The sequence below is a fragment of the Glutamicibacter sp. BW77 genome (assembly GCF_002332285.1).
In the GTDB taxonomy this organism is placed as follows: domain Bacteria; phylum Actinomycetota; class Actinomycetes; order Actinomycetales; family Micrococcaceae; genus Glutamicibacter; species Glutamicibacter bergerei.
This window is the reverse complement of sequence record NZ_NRGT01000073.1, coordinates 257,289-274,473: the sequence shown is the minus strand read 5'-3', so window position 1 is coordinate 274,473 and position 17,185 is coordinate 257,289. Positions and strand designations below refer to the sequence as shown.

At 55.6% G+C, this 17,185-nt stretch carries 13 protein-coding genes and 1 tRNA gene; 9 read left to right on the top strand and 5 right to left on the bottom strand.

Features of this window, described 5'->3' with window-relative positions; all coding sequences use genetic code 11:
• Window positions 1–27 precede the first annotated feature (27 nt).
• The 8 genes from CIK74_RS13650 to CIK74_RS19085 all read left to right on the top strand — a co-directional run bounded on the left by CIK74_RS13650 (window position 28) and on the right by CIK74_RS19085 (window position 11,181).
• Window positions 28–1,548 (top strand): aspartate aminotransferase family protein, encoded by a 1,521-nt coding sequence (locus CIK74_RS13650; protein ID WP_096256736.1) that lies wholly within the window; start codon window positions 28–30, stop codon window positions 1,546–1,548.
• Window positions 1,545–2,897, top strand: a complete 1,353-nt coding sequence (locus CIK74_RS13645; protein WP_096256735.1) for a SidA/IucD/PvdA family monooxygenase — start codon at window positions 1,545–1,547, stop codon at window positions 2,895–2,897. The genes CIK74_RS13650 and CIK74_RS13645 overlap by 4 nt, the downstream gene beginning before the upstream one ends.
• A gap of 13 nt (window positions 2,898–2,910) precedes the next feature.
• Entirely contained in the window at window positions 2,911–5,256 is a 2,346-nt protein-coding gene (locus tag CIK74_RS13640; protein ID WP_096256734.1) for a GNAT family N-acetyltransferase, read from the top strand.
• Window positions 5,257–5,425: 169 nt separating this feature from the next.
• Window positions 5,426–6,628: a biotin synthase BioB gene (gene bioB, locus CIK74_RS13635; RefSeq protein WP_096256796.1), complete on the top strand. Its 1,203-nt coding sequence runs from the start codon at window positions 5,426–5,428 to the stop codon at window positions 6,626–6,628.
• Window positions 6,629–6,793: 165 nt separating this feature from the next.
• Window positions 6,794–7,816, top strand: coding sequence for an LLM class flavin-dependent oxidoreductase (locus tag CIK74_RS13630; protein WP_096256733.1), 1,023 nt, complete (start codon window positions 6,794–6,796; stop codon window positions 7,814–7,816).
• A gap of 151 nt (window positions 7,817–7,967) precedes the next feature.
• The gene (locus CIK74_RS13625) at window positions 7,968–8,405 is read left to right on the top strand and encodes a 6,7-dimethyl-8-ribityllumazine synthase (RefSeq protein ID WP_096256732.1); all 438 of its coding nucleotides are present in this window, start codon (window positions 7,968–7,970) and stop codon (window positions 8,403–8,405) included.
• Window positions 8,406–8,773: 368 nt separating this feature from the next.
• On the top strand, window positions 8,774–10,630 hold the full coding sequence (locus CIK74_RS13620) for an MFS transporter (protein ID WP_096256731.1): 1,857 nt from the start codon (window positions 8,774–8,776) through the stop codon (window positions 10,628–10,630).
• Window positions 10,627–11,181: a TetR/AcrR family transcriptional regulator gene (locus CIK74_RS19085; protein ID WP_096256730.1), complete on the top strand. Its 555-nt coding sequence runs from the start codon at window positions 10,627–10,629 to the stop codon at window positions 11,179–11,181. The genes CIK74_RS13620 and CIK74_RS19085 overlap by 4 nt, the downstream gene beginning before the upstream one ends.
• Before the next feature lie 71 nt (window positions 11,182–11,252).
• Here CIK74_RS19085 and CIK74_RS13610 read toward each other — a convergent pair whose 3' ends face one another.
• Both CIK74_RS13610 and CIK74_RS13605 read right to left on the bottom strand, forming a co-directional pair.
• Window positions 11,253–12,062, bottom strand: coding sequence for a DUF4352 domain-containing protein (locus CIK74_RS13610; RefSeq protein WP_096256729.1), 810 nt, complete (start codon window positions 12,060–12,062; stop codon window positions 11,253–11,255).
• Between the two features lie 329 nt (window positions 12,063–12,391).
• Window positions 12,392–12,709, bottom strand: coding sequence for a thioredoxin family protein (locus tag CIK74_RS13605; RefSeq protein WP_096256728.1), 318 nt, complete (start codon window positions 12,707–12,709; stop codon window positions 12,392–12,394).
• Window positions 12,710–12,885: 176 nt separating this feature from the next.
• On the opposite strand from CIK74_RS13605, the gene CIK74_RS13600 reads away from it, so the two are divergent.
• On the top strand, window positions 12,886–13,734 hold the full coding sequence (locus CIK74_RS13600; RefSeq protein ID WP_096256727.1) for a hypothetical protein: 849 nt from the start codon (window positions 12,886–12,888) through the stop codon (window positions 13,732–13,734).
• 77 nt (window positions 13,735–13,811) lie between these two features.
• Here the strand turns inward: CIK74_RS13600 and CIK74_RS13595 are convergent.
• The 3 genes from CIK74_RS13595 to CIK74_RS13585 all read right to left on the bottom strand — a co-directional run bounded on the left by CIK74_RS13595 (window position 13,812) and on the right by CIK74_RS13585 (window position 17,171).
• Window positions 13,812–13,884: transfer RNA gene (locus CIK74_RS13595), tRNA-Asn, on the bottom strand.
• 54 nt (window positions 13,885–13,938) lie between these two features.
• Window positions 13,939–15,819 carry a DNA primase gene (gene dnaG / locus CIK74_RS13590; RefSeq protein WP_096256726.1) on the bottom strand — a complete coding sequence of 627 codons (1,881 nt, stop codon included), beginning with the start codon at window positions 15,817–15,819 and terminating at the stop codon, window positions 13,939–13,941.
• 68 nt (window positions 15,820–15,887) lie between these two features.
• Window positions 15,888–17,171 (bottom strand): deoxyguanosinetriphosphate triphosphohydrolase, encoded by a 1,284-nt coding sequence (locus tag CIK74_RS13585; protein ID WP_096256725.1) that lies wholly within the window; start codon window positions 17,169–17,171, stop codon window positions 15,888–15,890.
• Window positions 17,172–17,185 lie beyond the last annotated feature (14 nt).

The following is a 17,185-nucleotide window of genomic DNA, read 5'->3' as shown; positions in this document are numbered from 1 at the left end:
TACATAATTACCATGCGAGGAGTATCCGTGGGAACCTCACTTGAGACCCTGCACATCCCCCAGTCTGAATCACAGCTTTTTGATAATTCATTACTCTGCTCAGACACCTTAGACCGCTACGAAGCCGAAGCTCGTGAAGCATTATTGCGCGTCACCGACCAACTGGCAGCCGTCGAGTCTCCCACCACGGGACCGAGTCCACACGACCTTCAGAAGCTGGTGTCGGGGATTGACCTCGACGCACCGTTGGGAAACCACGCCGACTCCTTTGATGAACTGAAGAAGATTTACCTCCGTGACGCCGTCTACTTCCATCATCCGAAGTACGCCGCTCATTTGAACTGCCCGGTGGCCATTCCCGCAGTCGCTGCCGAAGCGTTTGTCACCAGCTTGAATACCTCCATGGATACCTTTGACCAGAGTGCCGGAGCAACATTGATTGAGCGCCGACTCATCGACTGGACCACACGGCTCATCGGATACTCAGCAAACACCGCCGATGGTATCTTCACCTCCGGCGGAACCCAGTCCAATCTGCAAGCGATGCTCATTGCGCGCAATATCGCGGTATCCAAAATGACAGGTTCGCTACCGCAACGCCTACAGAATTTGCGTATCTACACCTCCCATGACGCACACTTCAGCATCTCCAACGCAGCGATGATGATGGGTCTCGGCCATGAAGCCGTGATCGCTATCGGCACCGATGCGTGGCACCGCATGGACGCAGACGCACTTCGCACACAGCTCACCAATGACCTACAGGCCGGCCTGGTCCCCATGGCCATTTCTGCCACCGCAGGAACTACCGACTTCGGTTCCATCGACCCGCTTGCGCCGATAGCTGCCTTGGCTAAAGAAACCGGCGCCTGGTTCCATGTCGATGCCGCTTACGGTGGCGGACTGCTGCATTCGGCGGTGCATCGCCAGCGATTAGCCAATATTGAACTGGCAGACTCGGTCACCGTGGACTTCCATAAGTCCTTCTTCCAGCCCATCGGCTCCAGCGCGCTGCTCCTCAAGGACACGCACTCTTTTGAATCAATCACTCATTTCGCTGAATACCTCAATCCGCGGTCGCAAGCGCAACAGACACCGAACCAGGTAGATAAATCGCTGCAGACCACCAGAAGATTTGATGCGCTGAAACTTTGGGTCACTCTGCGCACCCTTGGCGCGCAACGTCTAGGTGCCATGTTCGATCAGGTCCTCAAACTCGCAGAAAGTTTGGAGGCTGAAATTACGCTGAGACCACAGCTAACGCTGGAAGCCCCGGTGCAGCTAAGCACCCTCGTCTTCAGATTCACTGTCCCCAATACCCAGTTGAACCAAGCCGAGCATAACGAGCTGACAAATCAGATTCGTCACCGGCTCTACCAAACCGGTGAAGCAATGATCGCGGCAACCACCGTCCGCGGGGAACGCATGCTCAAGCTGACCTTGTTGAATCCAAACACCACCATGAAAGACCTCACCGAGATACTCGACGCGATCTGCCGGGTCGGCAACGACCTACTGTTCGAACGCACAGAAGGAGCCCGCGCATGACCCGTGCACTAGCCCAAGAACACTTTGACGTCATTGCCATTGGCGCTGGACCGTTTAATCTCGGATTTGCTGCCCTCACCGCTCCGCTCCCGGAGCTGAAGGTCGCGGTATTAGACGCCAGCGACCACTTCGTCTGGCACCCCGGCATGATGCTCGATGGTGCACATCTTCAGGTGCCGTTCATGGCAGACCTCGTCACCCTCGCAGACCCCACCAATAAATTTTCCTTCCTGAACTATCTGAAGGAACAGGGGAGAATTTACCCGTTCTATATTCGCGAAAATTTCTACGCCTTACGCAACGAATATAGTAACTATCTCGCTTGGGCTTCGCGCCTACTGCCCAGCGTCCGATTCGGACATCGCGTGCTCTCGGCCGAATACACGGACGGGGCTTACCAGCTATCGGTGCTCACCGCTCAAGGGGTTACCCATTTCAGTGCAGACAAGCTAGTCCTTGGCACCGGATCCAAGCCTTACCTCCCACCGATTATTGACGAAGCAGCCCAAGCAACGGGCAAGGTCATGCATTCAAGTGATTACATGTTCCATCGCGAAGAAATCTTCGCTCCACGCCAACAAGCATCCCGCCCGCAGATCGCCTGCGTGCTGGGCAGCGGACAGAGCGCAGCCGAGATCTTTTTGGACCTGCTGCGTAATTTGCCCGAGGAAGACCATCTAATTTGGGCCACCCGCTCGGAACGCTATTTTCCACTGGAATACACCAAACTCACCTTGGAAATGACATCCCCGGAATATATCGACCACTTTCATGCGCTGCCCGTGGAAAAGCGTGACGCGCTCAGCGCCGAACAAAAGGGACTCTACAAGGGCATCAATGCGGATCTGATTGATGAAATCTACGAAGAGCTCTACCAGCGCAGCATCAGCAAAGCGGCCAATGTCCACCTGCGTACCGGCTGCAGTGCAAGCGGTATCGGTGCACTAGGCGAGGGCCTGTCGGTCAGCTTGCGCCACGAACGTACCGAAGAAAACTTGGAGTTCTGCGCCGATACTTTGGTAATGGCTACCGGCTACCGCTCCCGAACCCCTGACTTCCTCAATGGAATCACCCAGCGGATAACATACCTCGCCGACGGGCGGGTCGACGTGGACCGTGAATACTCCATCGGGGCCTGTGAAGATATTTTTGTGCAAAACGCGGAACTGCATACTCATGGGTTTACGGCCCCTGATCTGGGTATGGGCGCCTACCGAAACTCGGTGATCATCAACCGAATCACCGGCCGTGAGGTCTACCCGGTCGAAGAGCGCATTGCTTTCCAACGATTCGGCGCGGCAAAACTGACCGACCTGCCGACCGTAACCACCTCCAGCTCACGCGACTAAGGAAAGAAGAACCATGACCACCTACACCTTCCGCACGCTCATCCTGCCCGAAGATACCGCGTTGCTCCACGCGTGGATCGCTACCGAACATGCCACCTACTGGGGGATGCCCACCGCAACCGCGACAGAAATAGCTGCCGAATACCGTGGCCTGCTGTCCACAGCGGACTACCAAGTATTGCTGGGCCTTGATGAGACCGGCACCGAAAAATTTCTGCTCGAGCTTTACAACCCGGAGAGCACTGCGTTGGGCGAAGCCTACAATTACGTTCGCGGAGATCGCGGCTTGCACTTCTTAGCGCCGCAAACCAGCGAACCGCAACCGGGCTTCACCTTGGAAGCACTCACCCAAGCAATGCGCCACGCCTTCACCCGCCCCGGAGTCGAACGCGTCATCGTGGAACCAGACCTACGCAATAAAGCCATCCAGGCTCTCAACGCTCGGGTGGGTTTCCGCCCGGTCCGCCCGATAGCTCTGTCAGAACCAGACGGATCAATCAAGCAGGCGTTGCTTTCCGTCTGTACCCGAAATGATTTTGAACAAGCAACCGGCCACAGCCTAGGTTCCTCATTCCTCACTCCACCACGCTGGGAGGCCGCCAATCGTCATGTGCTGGCCAAAGCACTCGGCGAATTCTGTCACGAACGCCTCCTTGATCCGGTCGAATACGGCGAGCGGCGCTACTGCGTGCAGAAAGATGGACACCGCTTGATCTTCTCCGCCGGCCGCTACCAACTTAATCACTGGCTTGTCGCCGCAGAATCACTGCAATACCAGCAGCTCGTCAATGATTCATGGCACGAAGCGGAGGTTGATGTCATTGATTTCATCACCTTGTTCTACCGTGAGTTGACGCTCTCCGAAGCTCAGCTGCCGGTCTATCTGGAAGAACTCTCTTCCACCTTGTCTAGCTACTGCTACAAGCAGGCGCACGCCACCCATACCTCGGCCCAGCTAGCCCAGTTCCCGGGCAGCGCGGCCCAGTCCTTCCAGCTTGTGGAATCTTCGATGACCGAGGGCCACCCCTGCTTTGTGGCTAACAATGGCCGCATGGGTGTAGGCCGCAGCGACTATCTGCGTTACGCTCCGGAAACTGGCTCGGCCCTGAAGCTCGGGTGGGTCGCGGCACACACGTCGCGTGCCCAATTTGATGCCATCGACACCCTCGATTACGAGACACTATTGGCTACACAGTTAGACCCGGAGGAACGCGAATACCTTGATGAAACTCTTGACAGTGCACTGTTCGGTACCGGATTGTCGCCGAGCGACTACATTTACATGCCCGTTCACCCTTGGCAGTGGGAAAACCGTTTATCAATCACTTTCGCGAATGACATTGCGCGCAAGCACCTGATCTGGCTCGGCTATAGCCAGGACGAATACCAGGCACAACAATCGATTCGCACCTTCTTCAATCTTTCTGACCCCACACGTCACTACGTCAAGACCGCGATGTCGATCCTGAATATGGGCTTCATGCGTGGGTTGAGCGCGGAATATATGAAGGTCACCCCCGCTATCAACCAGTGGCTGGGTGAATTGTTTGACAACGACCCGGTGCTCTCCACAGCACCGGTGGCTCTGTTGCGCGAAATCGCCGCGGTGGGCTATCGCAACCCACAGTTTGAAGCAGCTACTAATAAAACCGCACCGCAGCGCAAGATGCTCGCGGCACTTTGGCGCGAGTCGCCCATCAGTATGCTCAAATCTGAAGAAAAACTGGCCACGATGGCCAGTCTGCTCCATGTAGATTTCTCCGGGAACTCCTTCGCCGGGGCGCTAATCCGCCGCAGTGGTTTAGCGCCGGCCGACTGGTTGACCCGCTATCTAGATGCTTATCTGGTGCCCTTGGTTCATTGCCTGGCCGCTTATGACTTAGTCTTCATGCCACATGGCGAGAACGTGATTATGGTGTTGGAAAACGGTGTAGTCAAGAAGGTCCTGCTGAAGGACTTGGGAGAAGAGATTGCGATTTTATCCGATCGTGTCGAGCTTCCAGAGGAAATCCGTCGGGTGCGCACCGGCGGAGATCCAGTGTTGTCGGTATTCACCGATGTCTTCGACTCCTTCTTCCGTTTCCTTGCACCGTTGCTAGACACCGAGGGGCTCCTGGCGGAGGGGGAATTCTGGACTATCGTCGCGGAACGCTTGTTGGAGTACAGGACGCAGCATCCACAGTTCGCGCAGCACTTTGATGACTTGGGCTTGTTTATCCCAAGCTTCCCGCTGTCTTGCCTGAACCGTTTACAGCTTCGCAATAATCAGCAGATGTTAGATCTCACGGATCAATCCGGCGGCCTGCTCTACGCCGGTGATTTGGATAATCCGTTGGTTCGGGTGGTTTCCCCGGTTTAGCGGACGTAGGACAATGCTCGCGTCGTTTGGCCTGTGCCGAATGACGCGAGCATTTTTGATTAACCTTGCAGCCTTATTACTGAACAGTGTTCAATGATTGAAGAATTCCCTGTACAGTGAAGTCAAACATTCTTGAACACCGTTCAATTGGAGATTTCTCATGGCTACTATGACCGCACCAAAACGCATCCCGGTTGACCCTTTTGCCCTAGTCTCAAGGATCAGCGCGGGACATCGACTCACCGTCGCCGAAGCCCACATGATCATCTCGACCTCAGATGAGCAGACACTCACGCTGGTGTCCGCCGCAGGCCTCCTGCGCCGCAAGCACTTCGCCAATACCGTCAAGGTGAACTACTTGGTCAACCTCAAGTCCGGACTATGCCCCGAGGACTGCACCTACTGCTCCCAACGACTGGGGTCCAAAGCAGAAATCCTGAAATACACCTGGCTCAAACCGGAGGAAGCGGTCCGCCAAGCAGGGCTTGGAATTGCCGGTGGGGCCTCGCGGGTTTGCCTCGTGGCCTCGGGCAAGGGACCCAGCGACCGGGACGTCAATCGTGTGTCCACCATGATCGACCAGCTCAAAACCGAGCATCCCCAGATCGAAGTCTGCGCATGCCTCGGCATCCTGAAGGACGGGCAGGCCGCACAGCTTAGGTCCGCCGGAGCCGACGCCTATAACCACAATCTGAACACGGCGGAATCCCTCTACCCTCAGATCTGTAGCACCCACAGTTACCAGGAGCGCGTGGAAACCGTCGAGCAAGCGAAGACAGCCGGACTGTCCCCATGCTCCGGATTAATTGTCGGAATGGGCGAAAGCACCGACCAACTCATCGAAGCCGTCTTCGCGCTGCGCGCCCTGAACTCGGATTCAATCCCGGTCAATTTCCTCATGCCTTTTGACGGCACACCTTTGGAAGGCACTTGGAATCTCAGCCCGCTCGCTTGCCTGCGCATCCTCGCGCTAGTACGACTAGCTTGCCCAGACAAGGAGCTGCGTATTGCTGGTGGCCGGGAAATGCACTTGCGTTCGATGCAAGCCACAGCCCTAGAAGTAGCCAACTCAATTTTCTTGGGCGACTACCTGACCAGCGAGGGGCAAGATGCCCGCACCGACCTAGCGATGATCGCCGATGCCGGTTTTGTAGTACTCGGGCAGGAAGGCCAGGATTCAGCGCAGATCGCCCAAGCGCTGCACGAAGCCGCTGACCATGCCTCCCGCCAGCCGAGCGATGCCGGCAATGCCAACTCCTCCGGGTGCGCAGGATCCTGCTGTTCCGGTGCGACCGCCGGTTGCGGCACTGGCAAGGCCGAGCCGGTGCTGCGCCGTCGCGGCGCCGGAACTCCAGAAATTCCCAACGCGTGATGGTCAAACAAGAGAGTCTACTTACCGGTAAGACCGGGGTGCTCTGGCTGCCCTTTGCCGCTCCAGATTCGGTGGCACATTTACTCACCGCGGTACATGGCTTCGAGTTGATCTGACCACCAGCCCCCAAGGAATAATGATCAGAAACTAGTTGTTGGATCAAGTATGAAGAACATAGGATTCCTGTCCTTCGGACACTGGACTGACCACCCACAGTCAGGAACTCGCAATGCCTCGGACGCGTTGCTGCAAGCCATAGATCTTTCGGTCACGGCCGAGGAGCTCGGAGCGGATGGCGCGTATTTCCGAGTGCATCATTTCGCTCAGCAATACGCTTCCCCATTTCCACTGCTCGCGGCAATTGGGGCCCGCACTAGCCGCATTGAAATCGGTACCGGTGTGATCGATATGCGCTACGAAAACCCGTTGTACATGGCCGAGAACGCGGGCTCCGCAGACCTCATCTCTAATCGTCGCCTACAGTTAGGCATCAGCCGCGGTTCACCGGAACAGGTGATCGATGGTTGGCGTCACTTCGGCTTTGAACCGCGTGATGGTGAGTCGGACGCAGATATGGGACGCCGTCATACCGAACGCCTCCTTGAAGTGCTTTCCGGCGAAGGGTTTGCCCAGCCTAGCCCGAAACCAATGTTCCCTAATCCCCCAGGACTGCTACGCATCGAACCGTATTCGGAAGGATTACGCGAACGTATCTGGTGGGGGTCCGGCTCTAATTCCACTGCTGTGTGGGCCGCGAAGCTTGGCATGAATTTGCAAAGCTCTACGCTCAAGGACGACGAATCTGGCAAGCCGTTCCATGTTCAGCAGGCCGAACAGATTGAACTGTACCGTCAGGCATGGAAGGAAGCCGGCCACCAGCGCGAACCACGCGTCTCGGTGAGCCGAAGCATTTTTGCACTCACCGATGAACGCGACTGGCAGTACTTCGGGCGTGACCGATACAGCTCAGACCAGGTCGGCAACATTGATGCAAAAACTCGTGCGGTCTTCGGCAAATCCTACGCTGGTGAACCCGACGAACTGGCAAAGAAGCTCGCCGAAGATGAGGCCATTGCCGCGGCAGACACCTTGCTACTCACCGTTCCTAATCAGCTGGGCGTTGACTATAACGCGCACGTCATCGAATCGATCCTGAAACATGTGGCTCCGCTACTTGGTTGGCGCTAAGCCAAAGCGCATTGCAGCCCAGCAACTGAAATGATCAAGCGATAATGACGTGGGTTGTCGACGCCATTAAGCCAATGAGATGCAGGACACTAAGCTGTCATTAGTGAGCCAAAAATTTAGCTATCAAAAGACCTGACCTACGGAGAATTATATGAGCAAGCAACTCAACATCGCGTTTATCAAAGCGAGCTGGCATGCAGATATTGTCGACCAAGCTTTAGCCGGCTTCGAAGCCGATATGGACGAGTCCGGCACCGACTACACGCTGAACGTGGTCACCGTACCGGGTGCCTATGAAATGCCGCTTCAGGCGAAGCGCCTCGCACAGAGCGAAAAGTACGATGCCGTAGTGGCTGCCGCACTTGTGGTGGATGGCGGCATTTATCGCCATGATTTTGTTGCCCAAGCAGTGGTCGACGGGTTGATGCGAGTTCAGTTGGACACGAATGTGCCAACGTTCTCGGTGAGCCTGACCCCACATCATTTCCACTCAAATGACGAGCACCAGACGTTCTACTTTGAGCACTTCGTCAAGAAGGGTGCAGAGGCTGCGCGCGCGGTGCGTGCCATCGCTGCGTTAGATCAGTAGCGCTAACAAATTATTCAAAAACATTGAAGGTGGAGCCGCGCTTGCAGAGCGCCGCTTCACCTTCTTTGCTTTTAGCTATTTGAATACCAGACCTTTAAGGTCTCATACATACTGCGACGGCGGTTCAGTGAGAACGGGCATGCGACGCATAGTTCGAGACTAAAGTGTTCCCGACAAGCTCAGATGCCACAATTTTCCGCCACGGCACGCTTCAAACCCACTTGACAGTAGCTGAAGAAACAGTGTGTTCTTACCAAGGGTAAACAGCTGTTTACCCTTATTTGATTCAGCTATTTTGTTAGGCCACCGCCGTGCCGATTCGTTCCGTCCCCTCATGGGCTACCACCACCGTCCTAGCCCTGTGAGGAATGGTAGTTGCGCTCCAGCAAACCCTTGTTGTCCCGCTCCTACCGGATTTTCCGGTGATCCTCGGTGTCTCCGCAGAAGACTCATCGTGGCTGGTCACCGCCACACTGCTCAGCGCCGCAATTTTCACCCCGGTCATCTCACGCATGGCCGACATGTACGGCAAACGCAAGATGCTGATACTGGCGCTGGCCGTCATGACCGCGGGCTCGCTAGTGGCAGCAATTGGCGGAAGTTTTGGCTCACTGATCGCAGGCCGAGCAATGCAGGGATTTGCATCTTCCTTAATTCCTGTCGGCATCTCAGTACTCCGTGATGAACTACCCAAGGAAAAAGTAGCCTCCGCCGTCGCATTGATGAGTGCAACCTTGGGCATTGGTTCGGCCTTAGGCATGCCAATGTCGGGCTTACTTTACAACGCCTACGGTTGGGAATCCCTGTTCTGGGTTTCCGCCGCGCTGGGACTAGTTTTCCTCGTGGGCGTGCTGCTGCTGGTCAAAGAATCAAAGATCACCACACCGGGCCGCTTCGACATCGCCGGCGCGCTAGTGCTCTCAGTTCTTTTGACCGCCGCATTGCTCGCAATTTCCAAGGGTGCCAGCTGGGGTTGGACCAGCCCTCTCACGCTGGGTCTTTTTGCCCTTTCGCTCGCATTGCTTGCAGGCTGGATTCCGTTGCAGTTACGCGTCAACCAACCCATGATTGACCTGCGCACCGCCGTCAAACGCCCAGTGTTACTAACCAACGTTTCCTCGTTTTTCCTCTGCGTGGCGATGTTCGTTAACATGCTCATCACGACTCAGCAGCTACAGATCCCCGAACAAACGGGCTATGGCTTTGGCCTCTCGGTACTAGTTGCAGGTTTGGCCATGGTGCCCTCGGGATTGGCCATGGTCGCGCTCTCCGGCGCGGCCGGAGCAATGCTCAATCGTTGGGGCGGCAAACCTACCATTATCTTTGGTGGCGCCATCATGGCGTTAACCTATATTGCCAGAGTCTTCCTCGATGATGCAGTTTGGCAGATCATTGTGGGAGCCACACTGGTCAACGTTGGCGTCGCGTTCTCCTACGCGGCGATGCCAACACTGATCATGAGTGCGGTACCAATTACCGAAACCGCCTCCGCCAACGGCGTGAACGCACTGATCCGCTCGCTAGGCACCACGGTGGCCAGTGCTTTGACCGGACTAATCCTTGCCACGATGGTCGTGGAGTACAACGGCGTTCCCTTGCCCTCGCTTAACGCAATGCACTTATCCTTTTGGCTCGCCGCGTTGGCCGCCATCATCGGTATCGGTATTGCGCTGTTTATCCCTAGTAGCAGCCCAGTGCCTAAAATTGAGACCGATGTCGAAGAGACCATGGTTCATGGCCGGGTCATCATGACTCCGCGACCCGGGACCCAACAACCTGCCATCGTGACTTTTGTCCGCGAGGATGGAGTACCTGGCGACTGGGCTCGTACCGACCACGAAGGTCAATTTAGCGCGGTACTGCCTGGACCTGGCCGTTATGTGGTGGTCGCCAACGCCGCTGGATGGGTTCCCAGCTCCCATTTAGTAACATTCTCCGAAGGCATCACGGAACATGACATTGACCTGCACCATATGCTCTCGCTCAGTGGCGTGGTAGCTTCCGGTGAAACCGTCGTAGCCGGTGCGCTGGTAAGCCTCAGTGCAGGCGCCGGTGACTTCATCGCTGCGACCCACACCGATGATCTAGGTGGTTACACCTTAGATCTTCCTCCGGTGGGTACCTATGTGCTCACGGCAGCTTCGCCGCAGACCGAGACAGCTGCGTCAGTCAAGGTCATTTTGCGTGCCCGGACCGAACGGGTTGATATCGAGCTCCCAGCATGAGCACGGACAATGGGCGGGCACGAATTCGCAAAGCCGCTGCCGGGCTCTTTGGCGAACGCGGATTCCACGATGTCACCGTGCGCGAGATCGCCGAAATTGCCGAAGTCTCCCCCGCGTTGGTGATCAAGCTTTTTGGATCCAAGGCCGAGTTATATACGGTCGCGAACACGGTCACGGTTCCACTCGCAGATTTGGATCTTCCGCGTGAGAGTCTTGGCCGGGCCATGGTGCAGCAGATCCTGAATCGTCGCGAGGATGACGTTATCGATCCGTGGCAAACGCTAGTTCCACGGATCAGACAATCCCCTACCCCGAAAATCACACAACAGGAGTTGCGTGAAAAGTACCTCAACGGGGTCGCTCGGATCATTGGAGACACCACCGAAGACCGTCGCCATGCCTCCGCCGTGGCCTGTCAACTGCTTGGGTTGGCTGAAGGGCTACGAGTGTTGGGATATTTCCCGTCCGAAGAATTTGATCCTGATGAAGTGGTTGAACAGTACGCATACACTGTGCAGATCCACATCGATAGAGCAGCTACTGCGGGCTAATACAGAGATGGGCCAGGCCGCACGGGATATCCGTGCGGCCTGGCCCATGCTCATTAGCAGATTTCGCTAGATTACTTGGTAGCCCAAAGTCCTGCAGCATCATCAAATGACAGGCTCTCAGTGACACGAATTTTCGCGTCGCTCAGTGCCTTTTCAGGCACGTCGAAGACGACCTGGTAAACACCCTTGCCACCATTGGTCAGGGTCGGGACATCCATCGCCGGCTTGGCTGGCGTGGCCATCGAGGTGGTGGTGCTATAGATACGCGAGTCGGCTCCCACAAGTTCTGCTTGCAGGTCAATCCATGCGTCGCCCTCTTCGTCCCCGTTGTAGACCACCGAAAGGTCTACCAGGACGTACTGTCCCTCGGCTTTGTCGTTGTACGGGTTCGCCTTGGCGATTGCCGCGTCAGCGTTCAGATTTACCGAACTAACGTTGACGGAATATTCGCCTATCGTTATTGCCTCGCCCACCTTGAGCACAGCGGATTCATCCGCTGCCTGCTCGATAACCTTCTCAGGGGCTGCGACCTCACCGTCCGCAGCATCTTCAATGGCTGCTGAGGCACCATCTATGGCTTTGACGTAGGCGGCCTGTGTAACAAAAACCAGGATGATTGCCACGATAGCGATCACGCTTGAGGCAATACCCAGTCCTTTGCTGCCGTGACGCTTGGCAGCGAGGACCAGTGAAACAATACCCAAGATTAGGGCGACAAAGCCGAGCACCGCAGCAAAATTATTAACAATCGGGACCCAGCACAGGGTTAAGGCAACAATCGCGATGACCAAGGCTGCAATGCCTAGACCTTTACCTGCGGTGGACTTAGCCGGCGGGACCGGCGAGTGTGGTGCGGGCTCCAATGGAGTTCCAACAGTCATGATTTTTCCTCAAGTGATGGCAACGCTAAGAAAAGCGTTGAGGTGAACCGCTCACTACCCCATGGTCGTGAGACGATTTGAATCTTGGTTGATCCATCAATGACATTACGGTCAGGCTCCGACACTTTAGCCTGAGCGAGCTTTGAAAGAGCAGATGCTGGATGATACGTCGCATAGGAAATCACACACTGACCAAGGCAATAGGGGCCAGGAATCAACGCCGTACGTGATGATCAGCTGCGCTGGTGGCATCGGCATCAACGAAGCCGCAGGTGGACACTTTATGGCGTGCTCCCAGCTCTGTTAGGCAACGTACAGCACCACTGTAGCTAGCGCTTTCTAAGGCCTCGGGCGGTGAATGCGGCGGCCAATTGTTCAACTGTTGGTGCACCTTGCAGACCAAGCGGGGTCGAATAGACACGGCAGGTTAGCTCTTCGGTTGGGGTACTTGGGAAAAGGTCTAAACCATCGACGGTAATCGTTGGAGATCCGGCAAATTCGGTGCCAAGCACGTCTGCGCTCGTTTTCATCACACGGTGCACCACTGAGGCTCCATCGATTCCTAGCAACTTGAACGCCGCCTCAAGGCGATTAGATGCCACGGCGGAATTGGGACAGTCCTCAATGACCAGCAATTGAACACGCAAAGTTTGATCTTCCTCGAAAAGTCCTTGGTGGATAACTAGTTACTGAGTCCATCTTCGGCCATGGATGGGCCGGAAGTTGATTCCTGACACCGCAACTCCTGCAAACTATCGCCACGCCGACACGCTGAGTTGCAAACAATTCCTAGCCAACGCAGCGGCTGTTGCAGAATTCAAGTATGAGTAGCGCAGACGAAATCCTCTACGGCCGAGACACCCTACGCTATGTCAGGCTGGCCCTACTGGTGGTTCCGCTACTGCTCATGGTGGCCATCGTGATCTATGGTCTGTTAAACGGAAAAGTCGAGGACTCGATTAGTTCCTACTATCTGGGTCCCAGCCGAGATCTCTTCGTCGCGATGCTCGTTTCCACCGGAGTCCTGCTGGTGGTCTACAAGGGCGCTCCCCTAGAAGACTACTCACTAAACCTCGCCGGATTCTACGCAATCTTTGTGGCGTTAGTACCGACAAGACTCGGCCAAACGCTGTCGTCGCTAACCTCATCCGCGCAAATTCAGCTCATTCGGTCAGTGCAAATCTCGATAGTCGCGGTCTTAGTCGTATCTGCGGTGTTTGTCTGGCTTGAATGGAATACCAAGAAGTGGACTCCACGCGCGCTGCACACGAGTAAACTCAGTACGATTCTGAGCCTTTCGAGCACCGTGGCGCTAGTTGCATTCATCGGCTTGTTGTTTTGGCGAAGCATAGAAGGCACGGACTTTGCCGGCGTTCATTACGCTGCAGCCTTGTTGCTGATCCTCAGCATGGGCGTTGCGATTGCCAGCCATCTTGGACGAGAAGACCTCTGCGAGGTAGATACCAGCGGCGGACGCCCAATACATTATGCGGTGTTACTGATCCTGATGGCACTGGGCATCATCGGTTGGTTTGTACTCAATGCTTTAGGGATAGCCCAGGCGTTATTCATCGTCGAATGGTACGAAATCGGCCTGTTTAGCTACTTTTGGTATTTAGAGTCCCGCAGGTTGTGGGAAGCTCCCACGCCCCGAGAAAAACTTGGCGACTAACCCTCGGATCCAGGATCCCAAACTTGCGTGCAAATGTGAAAAGTCCCGATCCGCTGTGCGGATCGGGACTTCGTAAGCTCCTCCAACTGGACTTGAACCAGTAACCCTTCGATTAACAGTCGAATGCTCTGCCAATTGAGCTATGGAGGAATGCAACGAGATATAACTTTACCCGAAGCTCAATTAAAAACCAAAACCAGATACTTAGGTGCCCCGGAGTATTCGCCGGCGCATTTCAAGTTCCATTAGTTCCCTGTTGATCTGGGCGTATTCCTCACCCTCGGGTTCCATTTCGGCACGTTGCAACCGCCCAATAAGCTCCGCCTTGCGGTGTGTGATTTGAAGCTCAATCAGACCATTGATGATGTCGGAGCAATAGCGTGCAAGGTTATGTTCATCCGATGCCGGAATACTCGTCACCGCGACCTCGGAGACGTAGGAACGCAGCTGCTCCGGAACCTCATCACGAATGACTTCAACCCATGACGAAGCAGAAGCTCCGGCGGCGCTGGCGGCCACGATGCCGTCATGCACTGCTGCATGCACTGGAGCCATGAAACGAGCCTCGTAGAAGGCCTGCCACTGTTCTTCGTTGAGCCGGTGCGGCTGCTGAATCACTACTTCCAGTGCCTGTCGTTCTAATCGCATGACCGGGTCGCGACTATCGGGACGCTCAAAAGCGTTAGCCGATGCTTGTTGCCCCTGTCCTTCACTCTGGTTACCCCGCGTATCTGGCGGAGTATTTTTTGGCAGCCTGGCTCGCTTGATGGAGGCCGCCACCGAACGGTTGACGTCTTCGTTGTTCATTCCCAACCAGCCGGCAAGTTCCCTCGCGTAGGCCGGGCGAATCGACGAATCACGAATTTGTGCAACGATGGGTGCGGTCTGCCGCAAGGCCTGCACTCGTCCCTCGACGGTGTTCAAATTGAACTTCTTCAGCTCGGCACGGATCGCAAATTCAAAGAGCGGGCGTTTTAGTTCTATGAGTTCGCGGACGGCCTCATCACCGCGATGCAATCGTAGATCGCAGGGGTCTGCGCCATTTGGCTCCACGCACACGTAGGTCTGCGCGATAAAACGCTGGTCTTCGTCGAAGGCACGCAATGCGGCTTTCTGTCCGGCGGCGTCACCATCAAAGGTGAAGATGACTTCACCACCGGTGCCATCATCTTGCAGGAGTCTTCTGGCTATTTTGATGTGGTCGGTACCAAAGGCCGTGCCACAGGTAGCGACCGCCGTTGTGATGCCCGCAAGATGGCAAGCCATCACGTCCGTGTACCCTTCAACCACCACGATCTGTCTGGTCTTGGAAATCTGCTTTTTTGCCAGATCCAGGCCATAAAGAACTTGAGACTTCTTATACAACTGTGTTTCAGGGGTGTTCAGGTATTTAGGTCCCTGATCATCGTCGTAGAGTTTACGTGCACCAAAACCGATGGTGGCTCCGGACAGGTCGCGGATGGGCCACACTAAACGCCCACGGAAACGGTCATAAATTCCGCGGTTTCCTTCCGCGAACATGCCAGTTAGTTTCAATTCTTCGTCAACGAAGCCTTGAGCACGCAGGTGCTTGAGCAACGCGTCCCAACCCTTGGGTGCATATCCGACGGAGAAGTCCGCAGCAGCCTGTGGTTCAAAACCACGCCCACTGAGGAAGTCACGGGCGGTCTGAGCTTCTTCGGAGGCCAGCTGGGCCTGGAAGAATTCCTCAGCTACCTTGTGTGCATCGACCAGGCGCTGACGCTTGCCATAGTCTTCGCGGCGTGGCCCGGTGCCACCATCTTCGTAGTGCAGTTCGTAGTTGATACGAGCGGCCAGTGACTCGACGGTTTCGGAGAAAGATGAGTGATCCATCTTTTGAATGAACGCGAACACGTCGCCCGATTCACCACAGCCAAAGCAGTGAAAGGTTCCCAGCTGGGGACGAATGTGGAAGGACGGACTGCGTTCGTCGTGGAACGGGCACAGTCCTTTATAGGAGCCCACGCCCGCAGATTTGAGCGTGACGTAGGATTCGACGACCTCGCGGAGGTCGATGCGGTTACGCACCTCGTCGATATCTTCTCGTTTAATCAGCCCTGCCATGATTCCCATTCTAAGAAGTTGCGCTCGGCATAGGCCGAGCGCGTCACGGGCTGTGCATGAAGCTCAGCCTAGAAAAGCTTTGGTTCGTAACTTTCGCCTTTGACCAGCGACGCATGCCATTCCAGCGCCGAAGCGTCGGTCAGTGAGGCCACCTGGTCGATGACCACGCGCAGTCGTCCTTGTTCATTCGCGGCATCCTTGTAGTCCGCAGCGAAGATCGGTTCGAGGTATTTATCTTCATTATCCGACAATAGATCCACTAGATCAGTCAGTATTTGCCGTTGATTCAAATACATCGGCTGAAGCTCTTCTTTAGTCATCACGAAGTTTGCGGCAATACCCTTCATCACCGCAATCTCGTGTTCGGTCTCCTCCGGGACGATCAGCTGTGCGTTGTACCGGGTGAGGTTTCCCTGCCCAAACTCGCTGCGCGTGGCATCCATTGCTGCCTGACAGAACCGTCCAATAAATTGGCTGGTCATGTCTTTGAGCGCGGCCCGTGCTCGGCGCGAACCATCTGCATGGGAAACCCATTCTGCTGATGCTTCTAGCCGCGTCAGGGCCGCATCGATATCCGACTCATCCGTGGTGGGCAGGTACCAATCCTTGGTCACCTGCAACGCACGGTCACGTACCGAAGATTCCAACAACCAACGCAGCTGAAAGCGTCCGCCGACAATAGCGTCTTCCACGTCATGGACCGAATAAGAAATATCATCGGCCAAGTCCATCACTTGGCCTTCCATGCACACTCGTCCAGGGACCGAATCCGGTCCACTACGCAACCAATCAAAAACCGGCTGGTCATCGGTGTACACACCAAACTTCTTGGTCTGCTTTCCATTGCGCAGCGGCGCCTCTTCGCGTAACCAAGGGTATTTACACGACGCGTCCAAGGCTGCCCGTGACAGGTTTAATCCTGCCGAGTGTCCGTTGTGCCGAAAAGTTTTAGTTTCCAAGCGGGTCAGCAAGCGCAGGGTCTGCGCGTTGCCTTCAAAACCGCCAATGTCTTTGGCCAGTTTATTTAATGCTTTTTCACCGTTATGTCCGAAGGGTGGGTGCCCCAGGTCATGGGCAAGACAGGCGGTATCAACGATGTCTGGATCACAGCCCAATGCCGCGCCGAGTTCGCGTCCCACTTGCGCTACTTCCAAGGAATGAGTCAGCCTGGTGCGCACAAAATCGTTGAGCGTCGGAGAGACCACCTGGGTCTTGGCGCCCAGCCGGCGTAGCGCCGAAGAGTGCAAAACCCGAGCGCGATCACGTGCGAACGCGGTGCGATACGACTTCTTAGCCGGCTCGGGTACCCAACGTTCCTGATCAGCTTCGGTATATCCGTTGATCTGGGTCATATTACGAGTCTAGT

What these genes read in the sequence shown, in the direction of transcription:
- CIK74_RS13645 (WP_096256735.1), top strand. Translation starts at nt 1,545, where the DNA reads ATGACCCGTGCACTAGCCCAAGAACACTTTGACGTCATTGCCATTGGC.
- CIK74_RS13640 (WP_096256734.1), top strand. Translation starts at nt 2,911, where the DNA reads ATGACCACCTACACCTTCCGCACGCTCATCCTGCCCGAAGATACCGCG.
- bioB (WP_096256796.1), top strand. Translation starts at nt 5,426, where the DNA reads ATGACCGCACCAAAACGCATCCCGGTTGACCCTTTTGCCCTAGTCTCA.
- CIK74_RS13630 (WP_096256733.1), top strand. Translation starts at nt 6,794, where the DNA reads ATGAAGAACATAGGATTCCTGTCCTTCGGACACTGGACTGACCACCCA.
- CIK74_RS13625 (WP_096256732.1), top strand. Translation starts at nt 7,968, where the DNA reads ATGAGCAAGCAACTCAACATCGCGTTTATCAAAGCGAGCTGGCATGCA.
- CIK74_RS13620 (WP_096256731.1), top strand. Translation starts at nt 8,774, where the DNA reads ATGGTAGTTGCGCTCCAGCAAACCCTTGTTGTCCCGCTCCTACCGGAT.
- CIK74_RS19085 (WP_096256730.1), top strand. Translation starts at nt 10,627, where the DNA reads ATGAGCACGGACAATGGGCGGGCACGAATTCGCAAAGCCGCTGCCGGG.
- CIK74_RS13610 (WP_096256729.1), bottom strand. Translation starts at nt 12,062, where the DNA reads ATGACTGTTGGAACTCCATTGGAGCCCGCACCACACTCGCCGGTCCCG.
- CIK74_RS13600 (WP_096256727.1), top strand. Translation starts at nt 12,886, where the DNA reads ATGAGTAGCGCAGACGAAATCCTCTACGGCCGAGACACCCTACGCTAT.
- dnaG (WP_096256726.1), bottom strand. Translation starts at nt 15,819, where the DNA reads ATGGCAGGGCTGATTAAACGAGAAGATATCGACGAGGTGCGTAACCGC.
- CIK74_RS13585 (WP_096256725.1), bottom strand. Translation starts at nt 17,171, where the DNA reads ATGACCCAGATCAACGGATATACCGAAGCTGATCAGGAACGTTGGGTA.